We start from the raw sequence: 18,241 nt of genomic DNA, 5'->3' as shown, positions 1-18,241 counted from the left end.
AAAATTCTGACTATTTAATTACGCTAAGACCATATTTCAAGCCTAACTTTTTCTTCCGCAGACAATTCAAAGTGACTAAGAACAAAATTCGAGACATTAAAGTTGGCGTTGACTTTAAGCGAAAGAAAAGCGGTATATAACATTGGGTTTTATGCAAGTTGGGCAGGACATTGTTACATCAGCTATTTGAAAATCCAAGCTTTGGTTCGGTCAGACGAATAACAATCAACTTTTGTACATAAATTCAGCAAAATATTTTCCATCAATAGCGGTTATGGGCAGACAGAATACTAATTTCCAACCTGCATAAAGCCCTGTTCGTTAGCTGCAATGGTAAAGCGACCATTTAACAATGACAAACGAAATAACTTTTGCCACTAATTCACTATTCGAAAATGTAACCTTTGATAGGAATGCTGATAGTTGGGTTTTTTCTTTTAGTGACAATATTTATGGTGAGTGCTTCAGGGTTTTGGAGATTACTTAGAAACAATAACATTGCTTTTGTATCACTGGATATTGGACATCAGTTTGGATTACTAAAACCACTTGATTTAGTTGAAGAAGTCAAAAAAGAATTAGAAAGTAAACGTTTGACTAAAATTGAGGTTATTAAAGATACATTTGATCTGGTACTAACTTTTACCCATGGACTCAAACTGGAGATTTACATTGCTTCTACAGGTTACGAGACATATGACTTCTCTATCAACGGCAAAAGATATATTGGTTTAGGTTCTGGTGACATTGCAATCATGGACAGCCACTAAAATAAAGACCACAGCAGGTAACATGGGTTTCAGTCAATATGGGCTTTTGAAAATGTTTTCAGCTCCTTATCTTTAATCAACAACGAAAGTGAGTTAGGCTGAAGTTTTTTCAAATATCCATATCGCCTAAAGCCCTTTCTCGTTACCGGCATCAGTAGTCACAGTTTTTATGAACACCTGACGAGACAACTAAACCACAATTGCTTTTGACTTCTATGAAATACGTTCAGAAGTATTGGATACTTATCGTTATTGTCTTTTTCTTTTCCATGTTCATTAATCCAGCTATTTCTATGTTGATAGTGGGTTCTTTAGTTTTTTTCTTAGGCATAAGTGCTTTCCTGTTTCTCAAAAAAATCCAAGACAAAGGAATCGAAGGAGTTGGAAGAATTCTATCTTATCAGAATGGCAACAAGGGCTATAAGACACCGATTATTGAATTTACCCCACTCAACGGCGAAACCGTAACGGCAAAACCTTGGGTTTATGCCTCCACCGATTTGAGTAAAATCCGCTCCTATAGCAACAAAATAGACAGCGAAGTGCTTGTCCGTTATGACCCCGAAGACCCGACAAAGTTTGTTCTAGAAAGCGAAAAGAGTTTCAACTATATTGCTTTTACAATTTTCACATTGGCGGGTTTGTTCTTCATCGTATTGAGTATTTGCAACTTTCTCGGATACATAAAACTTGGCCGACAATGACATGCCGGTAACAGCGGTTTGCTACAATACTGGCAGACTCTTAAATCATCAGCAGTTAAATCGCTTATGGGCTTAGGTGTGGTCAGAAAGAATGCTATGGAGCTACAGAATATTTTTTTACTTTGGTTCTTTAATCGGCTTCAGTTGCCAGGCTTACAATTATAAAATTCCAGCACTGCGGCAAGCCGGTTAACGTTGAACCGGCGGTTATTGGCACACGGGATACTAACTCCCCACCTGCACAAAGACCTGTTAGTTGTAAGCCATTATAAAAAACTCTATGCAAAAATTCATACTGACTGCCTTAACTATTCTTACTGCGACGATTTCATATGGACAAAGCTCAGAAGACCTTAACAATAAATCAAAAGAGCTGCTTGACAAGCAAGACTTCAAAAATGCCATCCCATTAATTAAACAAGCTGCTAAAAGGGAAATGCAGAAGCTCAATACAATTATGGTGTAAGTTATCAGCAAGGTATTGAAGTGCCACAAAATGACAGCATCGCTAACACCTGGTTTATAAAGTCTGCAAAGCAAGGTTGGAAAGACGCACAATTTAAAATTGCTTATAGCTACGCCACCGGTCGCGGTGTGACACAGGACGATAAACAAGCATTTTACTGGTCTGCAAAATGTGCAGAGCAGCAAGACGTAGAATGTATGTTTAACGTCGTTACCTGTTACATGGAAGGACGCGGCACGGAAAAGAATTTGGACAGCATGTTGGTTTGGGCGACACGTATTGCATTATTGGAAACACCTGAAGATTTAAACATAAGCGGACAAATCACTTCTGCAAGAGCCAACCTTGCAACCATGTACCGTGACGGGCAAAACATTTCAAAAGATTTTGCGAAAAGCTACATGTGGCTTTTAATTTATAACGAGAGCAAGCGAGACTTTTCGGTTCTTGAACAACAGAAGAACGTTGAAGCTATCCAGGCACTTGAAAAGCAGCTTTCACAAGCGGAAAAGGACAAAGCAAAAGTTGAAGCTGAAATGCTTTTGGGAAAGAAATTAACTAATCTTGCTAACCTGTACAAACAGGATTTATAACGAGACGGAGATAACGGCTTCACCTTGCTAAATGCCAGCGAGAGAACAGATTCTGTGAAGTAACCCATTATGAAGAGGTGCTGGATTTGGAAAATATGTACTTATGATTCCGCGAGTCCCTTGCAGGAGACTCGCGGAGGAAGAAGATTAAAAAAATATTATTTGAGTATAATTGCATAAATACCCCTTAGCTACCTGCCATTATGGAAACAGTCCTATAAAGCATCTCTTTTATAAATCGACATTGAAAATATTTTTACCTCTTTATTTTGCGATAATACTTTTTGTAGTTAGTTGTTCCGCCGACACACACAGAAAATCCATGGACAAGACTGTCAAACTTAGAACTTCTAATAAACAGTTACAATCAACCTTTGACAGCTGCTTAGTTTTGACAAAGCAATTAATAAAGGCAAAGGTTAGCGACAAGGAATTTGAACAGTACCTTAGTTTAAGTAAAAGAGCAACAAGTTTTGAATACGAAAACGTTGTTTGGCACATATCGGACACTTTGTTTCAGTTACCGAATGGCTACCAGATTTTTTATGACTTTATTTATAATGGTGACACAATTACTTCATTTCGAGCTGACTTTGATGCTAACTTAAGAGTTATTGACTATCGTAGATTTAACTTGGTCGCTTTCCGAAAATTCATTGATGAGGAATTACCAATAACAGAAAGCAAGGCGAGAAAAATAGCATTAGGAAATGGCATGAAAGAACAGGGTTTAGATTTAATTTTCTATTGCTCAACCGACAAGTTTTATTGGGAGTGTAAAAATGATTGTGACGGCTGCATTTACTTAGATATTGATGCGAAGACGGGTAACATAATTGGACAGGGCAAAGTTGTTTATCAATATTAACGGCAGCTAACAGCAGCTTAAAAAAATAAGGGCTGACTAATATGTATTGAACAATTTATCTTTATTAATCAACTGGAAGTAAGTGAGGCAATGTTCATGAATGCCCTTACTTCTTAAAGCTGTAAAAGTTATAGGGCATGAATTGTTTCAGATTTGCAGGGAGTCTTTGCTACTAAAACTATTGTATGTTACTGCTCTTTTTTCTGGAAAGGCCTTTATGTAGGGTTTTGAAATAATCTCAACATCGTTTGGTATAGATATATCAAAGAGACTTTGCCATGCTCCTGAAATTCTTTGTGGCGAGAACTCAAAATCACGGCTAAAATGTCTCCAGTTTTTAAGTAGGAAACAATTGAGTTTCGGGTTAAATTTTACTCCGGCAGCTTTCTCATCTCCTTTTTTCATGGGTCTTATTTTCCATAATTCAACAATGCATAAGGCTTTGCCGGCGTTTTTACCAACTGAGTTTGTTTTTCCGCAGCAGATAACAATATCACCACGATAATTAAAAGTTCTGAACCTGGTTTCTATAGTTTTTTCCCCGTTCTTTATCCAGTCCGCATATGGTGCGCCAGGATAATCGTTCATAATTAAAGCCTTGTATATCCTTTGCTTTTCTGCCATTAACAGAGATATACAATTCCCATTCCTGGAAATGAAGGATACTTATCCAAAGAATTACGACCTCTAGCATGGTATTAAATGCAGCGGTGGCTGACGTGCATATTACCGGCATTAGTTTTCAACATAGACCCAGTCTATACAAAAAAATCTGGACTTTGAGTTTAATCCGGGCAGTATAATAACTGCTTTTAAAATAGAAGAGTGGAAAAAGTAGAACACCCTAATCTTCCCCCGCTAAAGAAGGGCCAGAAATAACTTTGGCTCTGATATACCATATACTACATATTTAGTACATTCATTGAAAGATTGGCTGTATGAAGAAAGTTTCTAAATACGTATACTTTTTACTAAAGAACACTTTTGTTATAACGGCTATTAGCCTTTTACTTGCCTGGTTAGGTGGAGACAGGAGTTTGTTTGAAATTCTGTTTGGTAGTATAGGCTTCTTTGGGGCAATACTTACTATAAACCTCTTTTTTGTTCATGTACTAGTTGTCATTCTAGGTGTCATTTTTCGAAATAATGATTCTAACGGCTAACACAGGTTTCCCGAAATACAGGAGACATAGCATAGACGCAACTGCTCAATTCTATTTATCTTAGTACCGATTATTAAGCTATTCAAACACAGGCTGCCTGTACTGTGGAAAGCCTCTTTACGTTAGTGGCATGCAAATGAAAAGTTCTCAATGAGTATTGACCAACTTGACAAAATAGATATAATTAGTACAAGTGAAGCTGGTGACTTTGTACTTCATATATCTGATCATTTGATGTGGGACAGGGAACGAGAACACATTCAACTTTTGCAGGACAAGATTAATGCTTACTTACAATTTATAGAGGATGGACAAATTTTTGAAGAATATCCTACTGCCACAAAGACCAATATTTCGATTGAGGTAGTATTCAAATACGATCCTCCAAAAAGTATATTGATTTATTTAAATTGTTTTAAGGAAATGGTCATGGATTTTGGTGTTCCATTAACTTGGCAAATTTATAAGTGAGAAACTAGGCACGAACGCCCAACATAGTCTTGCCAAATCTAACACTCGTTTAAAGAAAGTCTTTTCTTCCCCCGCAAGTCTCCTGAAAGGGACTCACGGGTTTCAGTTTGATAACGTAAGTTGAACAATGGCTATTGAAACAATAGTTAGATTTCCAAAACCCAGGATGACGAACACAGGCTAAACAAAATATCTTTAATTGCCAACAAAACAGAAGTGAAGAGCCAGGAACTTGAATAACCTGGCTTCAGAAATCTGTTCTACTTTAGCGCACAGCCAATGAAACTATTTATTTCAATATTATTTGTTATTCTGGTAGGCTGTTCTACTACTGATATGAATAATATTGAGGTGCGTAGTGATAGGTTGGCGTATTACAAGGGCACTGACAAACTTGTAGATGGAACAGTCATAAGAAGGTTTGAAAATGGCAGGATAGCCGAAAGGATGAATTATAAATCAGGTAAGCAGTTGGGTAAGTGGTACACTTATGATTATGACGGCAATGATTTCACGCACGGTGTTGCTATTGCTTTAAACGATAGAATCATTATCGCATACAGGCAGTTTGATCTAAGCAAAGCCGACTTCTCGATTAATACAGAAGATACATATAAATACGCATCGTTGGAATTACCTTCTCCTGCTTTCAAACCAGGCATTCAAGAGTTATTAAGGTTAAGAACAGAAATCTATAACCAATATAAAGATGAATACAACTTTAGAGATATTTATATTCATGTAGGGGCCGAAGAATATAGATTTGACAAGGAGATTTATTCCGAAGTTATCTCAAGTGATACTGTAAAGACAAACGATGGACTAATGATAAACGTGCACTAACATTAGCTTTCTAAAACCAAAGGTGAAAAATAATAGTTAAACACAATATCTTTAATATACAGCAAAACAGAAGTGAAACTCAATGTCCTCTGAATGCTTGGGATTCAGAAAGCTCTTTAACGTTAGGCACAATATAAACCTCACCGCATGAAGTTTTACATAATAGCCCTACTCTGCTTTATTATTTTTCAGACCTCCTTTGGACAATCCCAAACACGAATAATAGACATGCACATTCACTCTTACACTAACAGTGACTTTGGTGTAAGAGAACCAGCAAGTGATTATTATGGCATCAAAGGTTCAGGGAATGCAGAGTCTCATCGCTCCGCGACTTTCGCAGCATTTAAGAAATGTAACATCTTGAAAGCTGTAGTGATCGGTAGTCCGGAGAGCGTAGAGAATTGGGTTGCCAAAGACAGCAGCCGTCGGATTATCAGAGGAATTTTGATGTTTGCTCCAACAGATTATGGTATGGACAGCGTGAAGCTTGAGCAAATGATAAGGGACAAAAAAATTGAAGTCTTTGGAGAAATCGCACCTTACTATAGTGGTGGCACACTCAGCGACTCTGCGTGGCAGCCCTATTTACGTATATGTGAGAGGTATGATGTTCCAGTGGCAGTACACACCGGCGGGGGCGACCCAGGGGGAACGTATTCCTGGTCACCGAAAGCAAGGCTCAGGTTCGGTGATCCCTACCTGATAGAAGATGTATTAGTTAGATACCCTAAACTGCGGATTTATTTGATGCATAACGGTGGAGAAGAGTGGCATGAACATGCGTTGCGGCTCATGGCTTATTACCCGCAACTGTATACCGATGTGGCCGTGATGCTTTGGGTTGAGCCAAACACGCAACGTACCGTAACAGAATTTTTAAAGAATGCAAAACATGCGGGTTATTTAAACAGAGTGATGTTCGGGTCAGACCAAATGGTATGGCCTTATGCCATAGAAAAATCAATTAAGTTTTTAAATAGCTTAACCTTTCTTAGCAAGAAGGATAAGGAAGGTATTTTGTATAATAATGCTTCAAAGTTTTTAAAGCTACAAAAATAACTGTGCGTTACACCCGCTAGCCGAAAGCATATCTTGCTGGCGGCAGGGGATATTTAATCAAATGATATTTAGTTTCGCCGCCGCTAGTATCTTTAAACCAGGCGTCCTTCAGCATGCCGTAAATCGTTAGGCGCAAGCAATGGAAAACCATTATTTCTTATAGCAAATATCAGTTTTGGGCGAAAGTGTTCGTTTCAATTCTGTATGGTGCTGAATTTATTCTTATACCCAAACAGCTATTTTAGCTGCTAAGATATTCCATTGAACATGAGCCGTCAGGCCACATTTAGAAAAGTTCAATAAATACCTGTACTGCATAAAGCCTCATCACGTTGCCTTTTAGTAAACTAGCTGATAAGCAAAATACATGCAACAAATGATAGCTACTGACTACTGTCATAGAATTAAATGACTGTCATTAGCGCCTCCTATTATTGTATTATCAAACTTTGATTTGCTTTTTAAGATCAACTTCAGGTTGAACTTAATTGACCATAGCATAGATTATAACGTAATTGTTTTATCCGCCTCGGGAACAATAGGTTTCATTTGCCCCTTATTAATTTGAAAACAGGAATTGCCAGCCCGGCACCCTAAAGAATAACTAATCATAAGCATGTATGCCCGTTTGTATTTGCGATTGCAGGGCCACAGTACGGAAGTTGTAAAGCGTATCAACATAATAGATCAACCCTGCCGATGTCACTGGTGGTAGGGCAAGACTCTTAGTAAAACAATATACAATCGATTCCTTAACCATAAATCAATTTATATGTACCAACAACCAAAAGAAAGAAAGAGCAGCCTGGGAGCAATGAAAAACAAGATGTTTTCATTTCTTATTCTATTATGTGTCCTTATCCTGATCAGCTTTATTCCCAGAACAAATTCGCTTACTGAAACTACTGTTGATGCACACCAAAAAATGGTTCCTTTTAAAGGCACTATGTTTACATCATACGTGCAATCTGGTGAACTTCCTTACCAGACGGCACATTTGACAGGTTCAGGAGTAACTACTCACCTGGGAAGGACAACAGTGGTTGCCGATGTGAGCATAGACTTTTCTGTTGATCCAATAATGGTTCAGGGTGAAGCTACATATACAGCCGCAAATGGCGATACATTTACTACGACCTATACAGGTTCTTTTGTGGAAAACCCTGATGGCACCATTACGGGTGATGTAGATCATGTTATAACTGGTGGCACGGGAAGGTTTGAGATGATCAGCGGTACTTTTTCCGCAAAAGTGGTAAATGATCCCGCCACGCTTACCGGCAGACAAACATTCGACGGACAAATTTCATATTAATCCAATCTATTTATTCATTGCAATAATAACAGTGCGCCAGGTTCCAGTAAGGCGCACTGTTCGTTTCATTGCATACACTTATTTCATCTTTGAGAGTTTCAGTATATAAATAATGAAATCGTTTGAACGATTTGATTTCATGCATAAATGTGAAGAAATATTTGTGCTAGGGCCGGAGCTTTGCAAGTGCCTGTGAGGGAACAGCCGTTACTTTCCTGGTGGTATAGTCAAAACAAACCATTCCTGTTTTTGCCACAGCTACCAGTTTATTGTTTTCAGCATTCATCATTTGATAAAAGATATCAAATCCTGCCCTGGTGAATTCACCCGCAGTAACCATGACCTTTATTGAACTTCCATAAAATACTTCCGATTTAAATTCAATACCTACATCACTCATAATAAGGCTTGTTCCTGCAAAATCCAATTCGGTAAGTCCATAATGCTTAAGAAACTGAACCCGTGCTTCATGCAGAAGGCTTAAAATAGAATCATTGCCCACATGACCACCATAATTGAGATCCGTAATGCGGATGGGAATAATTGTAGAAAAGGAAAAGCTTTCAGGAATTGAGATGCGGATCCGGGCCATAAAGGCAAATTACTGGTTTTCCTTAAGGTTATTCAATATTTCCAACACCCCGGTAAAGTCGGTATTTAAAGATGTAGCTGCCAGTTTTTCCTGCAGTTGCTGCATTTGTTCCTTGCAAAGCAGGTCTTCTCTTACACAGGTGATAAAGTCAAACAACTTCTTAGGTAATTTCATGGCATTGCCATCATTATCGCTGTAGACCATGTATTTTTCTGAAGCCGGGTAATTAGGTACAGTTTGTTTGCGTTCTGCTGTCTTAGGAATAAAATTCGACGCTAAAAGAACATTCCCCAATCGCGTACTGGGCCTGATCCTGCTGATAATTGACCTGTTTTCTTTATGGTTACTTACAACTGCAACTTCGCGTTCAAATGAAGAATTGGGAATTTGTCCGGTTGAAACTGCCACATCATTATGCGGGCCTGCATTTTTGGTTTCAGTATCAGCCGAAGGCTTTATGGATGCATTTGAACCTGTAATAGAAGGAGTGGTGGTCCTGTTGCCTATCATAAGCCCTGCTCCTAATACAAATGCAAGCAGGATGACAGCAGCAGCTACATATTGTACTATTCTTTTTTTTCTTGAAAAGGGAACTACTTTAGCCCCTGCCGTTGTATCCAAAACCATACTGATCTTTGACCAGGTGCCCATGGGGGGAGTTTCCTCGTATTGGTAAAGGGAATTGGCAAAGCCTGTAACTGCAGGCGTTTCATCCAAAGCTTTGGCGATGGCATCCCAGGTGTTAGCCGGTGGTTCAGGAGCATATTCTGATAATTTCTTTTGAAGCTCTGTACTCATGATCATTGAACTCTTTTTCTTCTTTCTATAAATTGCTTCACCATGTCCTGCAAAATTTGTTTAGCCCTGGATAGTTGCGATTTGCTGGTACCCTCGCTTATCCCTAACGCCTCTGCTATTTGTTTATGTGAATAACCTTCTATCACATACATATTGAAAACTGTACGGTAGCCAGGAGATAACTGCTGAACCAACTGAATGATATCTTTTTCCTCCAGCTTATCCAATACAGAGAGATATTTTCCTTCCAGTGTATCTTCTTCATATTCAGTTATGGGTTGCAGGTAGATCTTCTTCCGGTAGTATTCAATGGCCGTATTTACAAATATCCTGCGTATCCATCCTTCAAAAGAACCATCTCCACGGAAACTTCCAATTTTATTGAATACCTTGATAAATCCTTCCTGCAAAACATCTTCAGCTTCTTCAGCACTTCCTGCATAACGTAAACAAACGCCATACATTTTTGAAGCGAAACGCTGGTACAACGCCTGTTGCATCTTTCTATCTCCTCTGAGGCATCCCTCAATTAAGTCGCTTTCACTTATGGTATGGTTGCTTCCTTCGCTCAATTATTATATTTTAAACTTAACTGTTTCAAAAATGCTACCAATGCAGCTACAGCTTTGCCCCGGTGGCTGTAGGTATTTTTTTCTTCCATACTCATTTCTGCAAAACTCTTATCGGCGCCAACAGGCATGAATACAGGGTCATAGCCAAAGCCTTCTACACCTTTTCTTTCTGTGAGGATAGATCCTTCGCATATTCCTTCAAAAAAATGTTCTTCTCCATTAAGAATAAGACAGATGACGGCCCTGAACCTTGCGGAGCGGTCCTGAATATTTTCCATTTTTTGAAGAAGCTTATCAATGTTTTGCTCAAAGGACCTTTCTTCTCCTGCATACCTGGCACTGTGCACCCCGGGCTCGTTATTGAGTGCATATACTTCAAGGCCAGTATCATCACTAAAGCAATTGTTATGTGTTATTGCATATATGGTTCTTGCTTTTTCAGCAGCGTTGTCCTGTAGTGTATCATGAGGTTCAGGTATATCACCTTCAATGCCGGCTTCTTTTAAGGTTACTATTGAAAACTCCTTTGGTAACAGTGCCCTGATCTCGTCAGTTTTATGCGTATTGTTGGTGGCAAAAATCAATCTCATTCTTAGGGGTTAGATACCAAAAAGGGTTTTTAAGCAGTTCCATAATTTCAATTTCAATGCTTTATCCATTTCAAGTTCCTGCAAAGTAGGACTAAATAAATAGGTTTTACCATTGAAACCCTGGAGCTGGAATTGGGGGAAATTGATAGGAAGGTCAATGGATAAGGGATCCATTCCAAATAGAATTACAATATTGGCATCCAATGATTGCAGGTTTTCTTCCATCCTGTTTATCGGGATAGAGTGTAGGTTTACAATGGCCACATCAGCAAGACTAAGCTTGCAGGCGGAAAGAATACTTGTTAAAAAGCTTAATTCATTGTCAGGCAGATAGGGTAGGGAAGGGTTGTTAATTAACAGGGCAATATGTTTTGCGTTTTTACCTAAATATTTAATGGGTTGGTAATCAGGCACAGTGGTTGTACTAGTAGATTGTATAAGCACGTCGGGATACAGATCTGTTAATAAACGCGTATTTAATTTTATATGATTCAGGCTCATGATAACTTTAATCAGGTTTTAATGTACCCTTTTTTTGTTTCTTTGCTGCGCTAAATTAATTTATTATGATTGCTACTATGGATATTGCTACTACAAAGGTTGAAAGAAGCAAGCTTCAGGACCTTAACCTTGAAAACATTCCGTTTGGAAAGTATTTCAGTGACCACATGCTGGAAGCTGATTATGAAAATGGTGAATGGAAAAATATTGAGATAAAACCTTACCAGCCACTGCTTTTAAGTCCTTCATTGGCAGCCTTACATTATGGACAGGCAATATTTGAGGGCATCAAAGCTTATAAGGGAGCTGATGGGGAAGCCTATATTTTCAGACCCCAGGATAATTTCCGCAGGTTCAATGTTTCAGCAGAAAGGATGCAAATGCCGCAGGTTCCTGAAGAATTATTCATGGATGGCATGAAGCAGCTAGTGGAATTGGATAGTAAATGGATTCCTGATATGGAAGATCATTCCTTATATATAAGGCCATTCATGTTTTCATCTGATGAGATGATCGGCGTACGTCCTTCTGAAAAATATAAGTTTATTATTATTTTGAGCCCCAGCGGCCCTTATTATAATGCTCCTATCCGTATTTATGTAGAAGAACAATATGTTCGTGCGGTTCCCGGTGGTGTAGGCTATGCAAAGGCAGCAGGCAATTATGGATCATCTATGTATGCTACTGCCCAGGCTAAGAAAAAAGGGTATGACCAGGTGTTGTGGACAGATGCTTTCGAACATAAGTATGTGCAGGAAATAGGCACCATGAATGTGATATTTATTATTGGGAATAAGGCAATTACGCCAGACCTGGGTTCAGGAACTATTTTGGCGGGAGTGACGAGAGACAGTGCACTTACCTTATTAAAAGAAGCTGGTTTCACTATTGAAGAAAGAGATCTTAGTATTGATGAGATCATTGAAGCTTATAAGGCGGGCATTTTATACGAGGTGTTTGGAACAGGAACGGCAGCTACAATTACTTACATTAAAGAACTCAGGTATAAAGATTTTGTGATGCATTTTGACACTGATAAATGGAAAACAGCTCCCACGGTGAAAAAATGGCTTACAGATATTCGTGAAGGCAGAAGGGAAGATAAATATGGCTGGATGGTGAAAGCGTAAGAATATTAAGTGATTATCAATATTTTATAATATAAAGCCACAGTTATGTGGCTTTATTGCTTTTTAGGAAAGTTTTTTGGAATTTAAATTTTCAAATTTTGGTTATTCACCCTCAGCTCTTTACCTTTGCCGTCCAAAATTTAAAGGTTCGTAATGCCTACTATTCAGCAATTAGTTCGTAAAGGAAGAGAGATCATTCGTGCAAAAAGCAAGTCAAGGGCTTTAGACAGCTGTCCGCAGCGTCGTGGTGTTTGCACCCGTGTGTATACCACTACCCCTAAAAAACCTAACTCTGCGCTTCGTAAAGTTGCAAAGGTTCGTTTGACCAATAAAGTTGAGGTGATCGCTTATATTCCAGGTGAAGGTCACAATTTACAGGAGCACTCAATCGTATTGATCCGTGGTGGTCGTGTAAAAGATCTGCCAGGTGTACGTTACCATATTGTTCGTGGATCATTGGACACTGCTGGTGTTAAAGACCGTAAGCAGAGCCGTTCCAAATATGGTACGAAGAAAGAGAAAGCCGGTGCAAAGCCAGCAGCTAAAAAGTAATTATTTGTATAAATAAGCGCAGCACAGAGTAAAGTTTTAATACTTGAAGACATTCTGCTACTGTGGCTTCTTAAAAATTAAAATTCATGCGTAAAGCACAAGCCAAAAAACTCCCATTAGCTCCAGATCCACGTTTTAATGATAAACTGGTTACCCGTTTTGTTAACAACATTATGTGGCAGGGTAAAAAAAGCGTGGCTTATGATATTTTCTATGATGCCATAGATAAAGTAGGCAAGCAAACAGGTGAAGAAGGTTATGAGATCTGGAAAAGAGCTCTATCCAATGTTACACCTGCAGTTGAAGTACGTAGCCGCCGTATTGGTGGTGCAACCTTCCAGATACCTTCCGAGGTTCGTGCCGACAGGAAGATCTCTTTAAGCATGAAATGGCTTATCCGTTACAGCCGGGAAAGAAACGGTCGTAGCATGGCAGATAAATTAGCCAATGAGATCGTAGCTGCTGCAAAAGGTGAAGGTGCTGCTTTCAAAAAGAAAGAAGATACCCATCGTATGGCTGAAGCCAACAAGGCTTTTGCACACTTCAAAGTATAATCAACTAAGCTTTTAAAATAAAAAAACCATCACCTTATAAGTGATGGTTTTTTATTGGCTGCTATTTATTAAGCGTTATTGCCGCCTTCCATAGAAGAACCACCTGCAATACCACTATCGAAAATATCTGTAGGAGTAGTTACCGCTTCAGGCGTTTGAGTTCCTGTGCTGATGTCAGAACCCTGGTATTGGCCTGACCCCTGGGACATTGCATTATTGGAATTGCTGCCCGTGCTACGGTTTCTGTTGCGGCTTCCACCTGAAGAAGATCCTCCTTTGCTAGCTACCTTGGCCCTTGTGCTTTTGCTTGCAGAAGCTAAGCCTCTCGAAGAACCACCGCTGCGGCTTGATGAGGAACCGCTCTTGCTTGCAGAAGAACCGCCGCGATTAGCGGATGATCGACTGGCTGATGAACCGCTTTTGGATGCTCCACCGCTACGGCTGGAAGAAGAACCCCCTCTGTTTGAAGAAGACCCACTTCTGCTGGAAGATGATCCTGTTTTGCCGGATGCTGAACCTCCACGGCTGGATGAAGAACCACCACTGCGGCTGGTGCTGCGTCCTGATGCACTTTTGGAAGAAGTTGAGCCACTACGGCTGGAAGATCCACCTCTGTTTGAAGATCCACCGCGGCTGGATGATCCGCTTCTTCCTGAGGAAGAACCTCCACGGGATGATGAAGATTTTTTAGAAGCTGCACTACTTCGGGATGAACTTTTAGAGGCTGACCTGCTTGATCCGCCCCGGCTGGAAGAAGCCTTGCCCGCCGCTTTCTTAGAAGCTGCTTTCTTAGGAGCTGCTTTTTTTGATGCTGTTTTTTTTGATGCTGTTTTTTTAGCTGCTGCTTTTTTAGGAGCTGCTTTTTTTGATGCTCCGCCTCTTGAACCTGAAGATTTGGAAGCTGTTTTAGAAGATGTTCCACGACCAGAAGATGAGCCACCTCTTGAAGATGAGCCGCTACGACTGGCTGATTTAGATGCTCCTTTTTTGGAAGCCCCTTTTGAAGAAGATCTGCCGCCAGCGCTCTTGCTCGCCGATTTTTTAGGCGCGGCCTTCTTGGTTGATTTTGCCATTGTTGATAGGATTTAATGAGAGTTAATAAAATTTATGTTTTGAAATTACGAATGATTATATGAATTGCAAAAATTATGCATAAGGAAAGGAGTTCATTTTCGGGTAATAATTCAACAATTGCACCCCCTCATTTAACAAACATTGTTGCAGCAATTGCATGAAATGCAATGTATTTCCCTACCTTTGCACACTCAATTTTCAGTTTGGTGTAATCTGTGTGCAGGAATTGGCTGAAACGTTGATGTGTAGCGGGTAAACAAGGGTAGTTGTGGCAGAATGGAAGAAAGTATCGTTTACTTCAGCAACCTAAGCTTCCGGTAATAGTTATTAGCGGAAAAATTATTTGTACAATATTCAATTTTTATAATCATGGCAGATTTGAAATTTCAACGCAACTTTGGTATCGCCGCTCACATTGATGCGGGTAAGACTACCACTACCGAGCGTATTTTGCGCTACACGGGTATGATCCATAAAATTGGTGAAGTACACGATGGTGCCGCCACTACTGACTGGATGGAGCAGGAAAAAGAAAGAGGTATTACCATTACCTCCGCTGCTGTAAGCTGCCAGTGGAACTTCCCAACCGTAAAAGGAAAGGCAGACGCTAATACCAAAAAATATTATTTCAACATAATCGATACTCCGGGTCACGTGGACTTCACAGTAGAAGTAGAACGTTCCATGCGTGTATTAGATGGTTTGATCGCGTTGTTTTCTGCCGTTGATGGAGTTGAGCCACAATCCGAAACAGTATGGCGCCAGGCCAATCGCTACCGCGTACCACGTATCGGTTTTGTAAATAAAATGGACCGTTCCGGAGCAGACTTTTTAATGGTGGTTAACCAGGTAAAAGAAATGCTGGGTGCTAAAGCAGTTCCGCTGCAGTTACCCATCGGTGCAGAAGATGATTTTAAAGGTGTAGTAGATCTTATTAAAAATAAAGGGATCGTTTGGCATATGGAAACAGAAGGTATGACCTTCGACGAAATTCCAGTTCCGGATGATATGAAAGAGGACGTTGAATTGTGGAGACAGAACCTGATCGAGTCTATTGCAGAATACGATGATAAATTAATGGAGAAATTCTTTGATGATCCTAATACGATCACTGAAGATGAATTGCATGAAGCTATACGTAAGGCTACAATTGACCTTAGCATCGTACCAATGATGTGCGGATCTTCATTTAAGAATAAAGGTGTACAAACAGCATTGGATGCCGTATGTCGTTACCTGCCTTCACCAATGGATATCGAAGCCGTAAATGGTGTGAATCCAGACACTGGTGAAACAGAATCCCGTAAGCCGGATGCTAAAGAACCATTTGCTGCCCTGGCTTTCAAGATCATGACTGACCCATTTGTTGGTCGCCTGGCTTTCTTCCGTGTATACTCTGGTCACCTTGATGCCGGTTCTTATGTATTGAACGTAAGAAGTGGTAAGAAAGAGCGTATCTCCCGTATCATGAAAATGTTTGCCAATAAGCAAAACCCTATCGACTTCATTGAAGCAGGTGATATTGGAGCTGCGGTTGGTTTTAAAGAAATCAAGACCGGTGATACATTGTGTGATGAGAATCACCCGATCACACTGGAGAACATGTTTATTCCTGAACCAGTAATCGCTATCGCGGTTGAGCCAAAGACCCAGGCTGACGTTGATAAAATGGGTATGGCTATATCCAAGCTGGTTGAAGAAGATCCTACATTGCGTGTAAATACAGATGAAGATACCGGCCAGACCATTTTACGTGGTATGGGTGAATTGCACCTTGAGATCATCATCGATCGTATGCGTCGTGAATTTAAAGTAGAAGTAAACCAGGGCGCTCCCCAGGTTGCCTATAAAGAAGCTTTCAATACCACAGTTCAACACAGGGAAGTTCTGAAAAAGCAGTCCGGTGGTCGTGGTAAGTTTGCCGACATTATGTTCGAATTAGGTCCTATTGATGCTGATTGGAAAGAAGCAAATCCTGACAAGCATTACCAGTTTGTGAATGACCTGTTTGGTGGATCTATTCCCCGTGAATTTGTTCCAGCCATTCAGAAAGGTTTTGAAAATTCAATGGGTACTGGTGTTTTGGCATCTTATCCTGTTGACAATATGAAAATCCGTGTTTATGATGGTAGTTTCCACGCGGTTGACTCTGATGCCATGTCATTTGAACTTTGTGCAAAGCAAGGTTTCCGTGAAGCAGCACGTAAAGCTAAACCCGTATTACTTGAACCCATTATGAAAGTGGAAGTACTTACACCTGACCAGTACATGGGTGATGTGACCGGTGACCTTAACCGTCGTCGTGGTATGATGGAAGGTATGGATACCCGTGCAGGTGTGCAGGTGATAAAGGCAAAAGTTCCATTGAGTGAAATGTTTGGTTATGTAACTCAATTGCGTTCTTTGTCTTCCGGACGTGCCTCTTCTACCATGGAATTTTCTCACTATGCGCCGGCGCCAAATGGTATCGCTGAAGAAGTGATCGCCAAGAGCAAAGGAAAGGTGAGTGCTGAATAGTAAAATTTCATTAGATATTATAGTAAAAACCCCTCGCTTTAAGCGCAGGGGTTTTTTGTTATGATAATTTTTATTTAAGATCAATCATACAGTGGTTTTTAGGCATTGCATTTGTTTTATTATAAATGTTCGATTCCCGTTTTTAGGATCCCCGTTTTGATCCGGCCGTTGGGCTTATGAAAAACACCAATCTGGTAATTGAACCCTGGGCTCTTTGGAGCCCATTTTTATTAAAAGATATCATGTAGTTGTTAAAATGGCATCAAACTTGCCGAGCTCTGCGTAAAGTAATCTATGAAACTTACAACAATCCTTGCCTTAGCCTTCCTATCTATTACGAGTGTGGCTACTTATTCCTGTTCTAAAAACGATTCTGCAGCTGCCAGTGCAGACAAATCCAGGCTACAGGTTTACCTGACAGATGATCCGGGTAATTATGATGAAGTAGTAATTGATGTTAAGGACATCATGGTCAACTATTCTTCCGATTCCACCAATGGATGGCAAAGTCTCTCTAATGTAAACAGGGGATCTTATGACATCTTAAAATTGGTGAATGACAATGACACCTTGTTAGGGGATGCAGAGTTAAACCCTGGAAAAATTGAGCAAATACGCCTTATACTTGGTCCAAACAACTATGTAACTGTGGATGGTCAAAAAATTCCATTGACCACACCTAGTGCACAGCAATCAGGTTTAAAATTAAATATCAACCAGGATGTGAATGCGGGGATTACCTACAAACTATTACTGGATTTTGATGCCTCAAGGTCTATTGTGAAAACCGGAAATGGAAAATATATTTTAAAACCGGTTATACGTACCAGTTTGGCTGCTATAGGTGGAAGCATTAAAGGCTTTGTATTGCCTGATAGTGTTCATACAGCAGTATATGCCATCCAGGGATCAGATACCATTACAGGCACCTACACTTCCAATGGAAGCTATATGGTGAAGGGCCTGAATGCCGGAACCTATACACTTGCTTTTGCCCCGGCAGATTCAACTTTTAAAAGCCAGAATTTAACAGGGGTTAATGTTGCCACTAATGCAGTAACTACAGTTGATACAGTCAGGTTAGCACATTAATGACTAATATCATA

Annotated in this window: 24 protein-coding genes; 16 read left to right on the top strand and 8 right to left on the bottom strand. The window is 39.9% G+C overall.

Translation table 11 applies throughout. The annotated features are described in order from the left end of the window. The first annotated feature begins 404 nt into the window (after window positions 1-404). From BUA53_RS02140 to BUA53_RS02115, 5 genes are all read left to right on the top strand, one after another. Window positions 405-770: a hypothetical protein gene (locus BUA53_RS02140; protein ID WP_139256313.1), complete on the top strand. Its 366-nt coding sequence runs from the start codon at window positions 405-407 to the stop codon at window positions 768-770. A 215-nt stretch (window positions 771-985) separates the two neighbouring features. After that, entirely contained in the window at window positions 986-1,474 is a 489-nt protein-coding gene (locus tag BUA53_RS02135) for a DUF3592 domain-containing protein (RefSeq protein WP_072833576.1), read from the top strand. 280 nt (window positions 1,475-1,754) lie between these two features. Next, the gene (locus BUA53_RS02130; RefSeq protein WP_072833575.1) at window positions 1,755-1,940 is read left to right on the top strand and encodes a hypothetical protein; all 186 of its coding nucleotides are present in this window, start codon (window positions 1,755-1,757) and stop codon (window positions 1,938-1,940) included. 20 nt (window positions 1,941-1,960) lie between these two features. Further along, window positions 1,961-2,533: a tetratricopeptide repeat protein gene (locus BUA53_RS02120; RefSeq protein WP_084079749.1), complete on the top strand. Its 573-nt coding sequence runs from the start codon at window positions 1,961-1,963 to the stop codon at window positions 2,531-2,533. Between the two features lie 322 nt (window positions 2,534-2,855). Beyond that, entirely contained in the window at window positions 2,856-3,401 is a 546-nt protein-coding gene (locus BUA53_RS02115; RefSeq protein WP_072833574.1) for a PepSY domain-containing protein, read from the top strand. 147 nt (window positions 3,402-3,548) lie between these two features. Here the strand turns inward: BUA53_RS02115 and BUA53_RS02110 are convergent, their stop codons facing one another. Then, window positions 3,549-4,025: an ASCH domain-containing protein gene (locus tag BUA53_RS02110; RefSeq protein WP_072833573.1), complete on the bottom strand. Its 477-nt coding sequence runs from the start codon at window positions 4,023-4,025 to the stop codon at window positions 3,549-3,551. 314 nt (window positions 4,026-4,339) lie between these two features. On the opposite strand from BUA53_RS02110, the gene BUA53_RS02105 reads away from it, so the two are divergent. From BUA53_RS02105 to BUA53_RS02090, 4 genes are all read left to right on the top strand, one after another. Continuing rightward, entirely contained in the window at window positions 4,340-4,564 is a 225-nt protein-coding gene (locus tag BUA53_RS02105; protein WP_072833572.1) for a hypothetical protein, read from the top strand. A gap of 150 nt (window positions 4,565-4,714) precedes the next feature. After that, a complete protein-coding gene (locus BUA53_RS02100) occupies window positions 4,715-5,035 on the top strand; it encodes a DUF6572 domain-containing protein (RefSeq protein ID WP_072833571.1) in 321 nt (106 codons plus the stop codon). A gap of 279 nt (window positions 5,036-5,314) precedes the next feature. After that, entirely contained in the window at window positions 5,315-5,878 is a 564-nt protein-coding gene (locus BUA53_RS02095; RefSeq protein WP_072833570.1) for a toxin-antitoxin system YwqK family antitoxin, read from the top strand. Between the two features lie 147 nt (window positions 5,879-6,025). Continuing rightward, window positions 6,026-6,940 carry an amidohydrolase family protein gene (locus BUA53_RS02090; RefSeq protein ID WP_072833569.1) on the top strand — a complete coding sequence of 305 codons (915 nt, stop codon included), beginning with the start codon at window positions 6,026-6,028 and terminating at the stop codon, window positions 6,938-6,940. Between the two features lie 604 nt (window positions 6,941-7,544). On the opposite strand, the gene BUA53_RS21130 is transcribed toward BUA53_RS02090, so the two are convergent. Continuing rightward, window positions 7,545-7,700, bottom strand: a complete 156-nt coding sequence (locus BUA53_RS21130; protein ID WP_175546000.1) for a hypothetical protein — start codon at window positions 7,698-7,700, stop codon at window positions 7,545-7,547. 12 nt (window positions 7,701-7,712) lie between these two features. On the opposite strand from BUA53_RS21130, the gene BUA53_RS02085 reads away from it, so the two are divergent. Continuing rightward, complete coding sequence (locus BUA53_RS02085) at window positions 7,713-8,255, top strand: hypothetical protein (RefSeq protein ID WP_072833568.1); 543 nt, start codon at window positions 7,713-7,715, stop codon at window positions 8,253-8,255. Window positions 8,256-8,421: 166 nt separating this feature from the next. Here the strand turns inward: BUA53_RS02085 and BUA53_RS02080 are convergent, their stop codons facing one another. The 5 genes from BUA53_RS02080 to BUA53_RS02060 are packed head-to-tail and all read right to left on the bottom strand — an operon-like array spanning window position 8,422 to window position 11,308. After that, window positions 8,422-8,847 (bottom strand): acyl-CoA thioesterase, encoded by a 426-nt coding sequence (locus BUA53_RS02080; protein ID WP_072833567.1) that lies wholly within the window; start codon window positions 8,845-8,847, stop codon window positions 8,422-8,424. Between the two features lie 9 nt (window positions 8,848-8,856). Continuing rightward, complete coding sequence (locus BUA53_RS02075; RefSeq protein WP_072833566.1) at window positions 8,857-9,651, bottom strand: hypothetical protein; 795 nt, start codon at window positions 9,649-9,651, stop codon at window positions 8,857-8,859. Next, window positions 9,648-10,217, bottom strand: a complete 570-nt coding sequence (locus BUA53_RS02070) for an RNA polymerase sigma factor (protein ID WP_245792992.1) — start codon at window positions 10,215-10,217, stop codon at window positions 9,648-9,650. The genes BUA53_RS02075 and BUA53_RS02070 overlap by 4 nt, the downstream gene beginning before the upstream one ends. Beyond that, window positions 10,214-10,807, bottom strand: coding sequence for an RdgB/HAM1 family non-canonical purine NTP pyrophosphatase (rdgB, locus tag BUA53_RS02065; protein ID WP_072833565.1), 594 nt, complete (start codon window positions 10,805-10,807; stop codon window positions 10,214-10,216). Before rdgB ends, BUA53_RS02070 begins: the two co-directional genes overlap by 4 nt. A 9-nt stretch (window positions 10,808-10,816) precedes the next feature. Then, the gene (locus tag BUA53_RS02060) at window positions 10,817-11,308 is read right to left on the bottom strand and encodes a hypothetical protein (protein WP_072833564.1); all 492 of its coding nucleotides are present in this window, start codon (window positions 11,306-11,308) and stop codon (window positions 10,817-10,819) included. A 65-nt stretch (window positions 11,309-11,373) separates the two neighbouring features. Here BUA53_RS02060 and BUA53_RS02055 point away from each other — a divergent pair, with 65 nt between their 5' ends. The 3 genes from BUA53_RS02055 to rpsG all read left to right on the top strand — a co-directional run bounded on the left by BUA53_RS02055 (window position 11,374) and on the right by rpsG (window position 13,544). After that, window positions 11,374-12,438, top strand: a complete 1,065-nt coding sequence (locus BUA53_RS02055) for a branched-chain amino acid aminotransferase (protein WP_072833563.1) — start codon at window positions 11,374-11,376, stop codon at window positions 12,436-12,438. Between the two features lie 153 nt (window positions 12,439-12,591). Further along, complete coding sequence (rpsL, locus tag BUA53_RS02050) at window positions 12,592-12,990, top strand: 30S ribosomal protein S12 (protein ID WP_072833562.1); 399 nt, start codon at window positions 12,592-12,594, stop codon at window positions 12,988-12,990. 86 nt (window positions 12,991-13,076) lie between these two features. Then, window positions 13,077-13,544, top strand: a complete 468-nt coding sequence (gene rpsG / locus BUA53_RS02045; RefSeq protein ID WP_072833561.1) for a 30S ribosomal protein S7 — start codon at window positions 13,077-13,079, stop codon at window positions 13,542-13,544. A gap of 68 nt (window positions 13,545-13,612) precedes the next feature. Here the strand turns inward: rpsG and BUA53_RS21125 are convergent, their stop codons facing one another. Then, window positions 13,613-13,753: a hypothetical protein gene (locus BUA53_RS21125; protein WP_175545999.1), complete on the bottom strand. Its 141-nt coding sequence runs from the start codon at window positions 13,751-13,753 to the stop codon at window positions 13,613-13,615. A 67-nt stretch (window positions 13,754-13,820) separates the two neighbouring features. Here BUA53_RS21125 and BUA53_RS02040 point away from each other — a divergent pair, with 67 nt between their 5' ends. From BUA53_RS02040 to BUA53_RS02030, 3 genes are all read left to right on the top strand, one after another. Further along, on the top strand, window positions 13,821-14,633 hold the full coding sequence (locus tag BUA53_RS02040; protein WP_217652909.1) for a hypothetical protein: 813 nt from the start codon (window positions 13,821-13,823) through the stop codon (window positions 14,631-14,633). Window positions 14,634-14,987: 354 nt separating this feature from the next. After that, window positions 14,988-17,135, top strand: a complete 2,148-nt coding sequence (gene fusA, locus BUA53_RS02035) for an elongation factor G (RefSeq protein WP_072833559.1) — start codon at window positions 14,988-14,990, stop codon at window positions 17,133-17,135. A gap of 294 nt (window positions 17,136-17,429) precedes the next feature. Continuing rightward, the gene (locus BUA53_RS02030; protein WP_072833558.1) at window positions 17,430-18,227 is read left to right on the top strand and encodes a DUF4382 domain-containing protein; all 798 of its coding nucleotides are present in this window, start codon (window positions 17,430-17,432) and stop codon (window positions 18,225-18,227) included. Window positions 18,228-18,241: the final 14 nt, after the last annotated feature.

Source organism: Flavisolibacter ginsengisoli DSM 18119, from assembly GCF_900129295.1.
GTDB classification, from domain to species: Bacteria; Bacteroidota; Bacteroidia; order Chitinophagales; family Chitinophagaceae; genus Flavisolibacter; species Flavisolibacter ginsengisoli.
The sequence above is the reverse complement of the archived record's forward strand: the minus strand, read 5'-3'. Positions and strand labels throughout refer to the sequence as shown.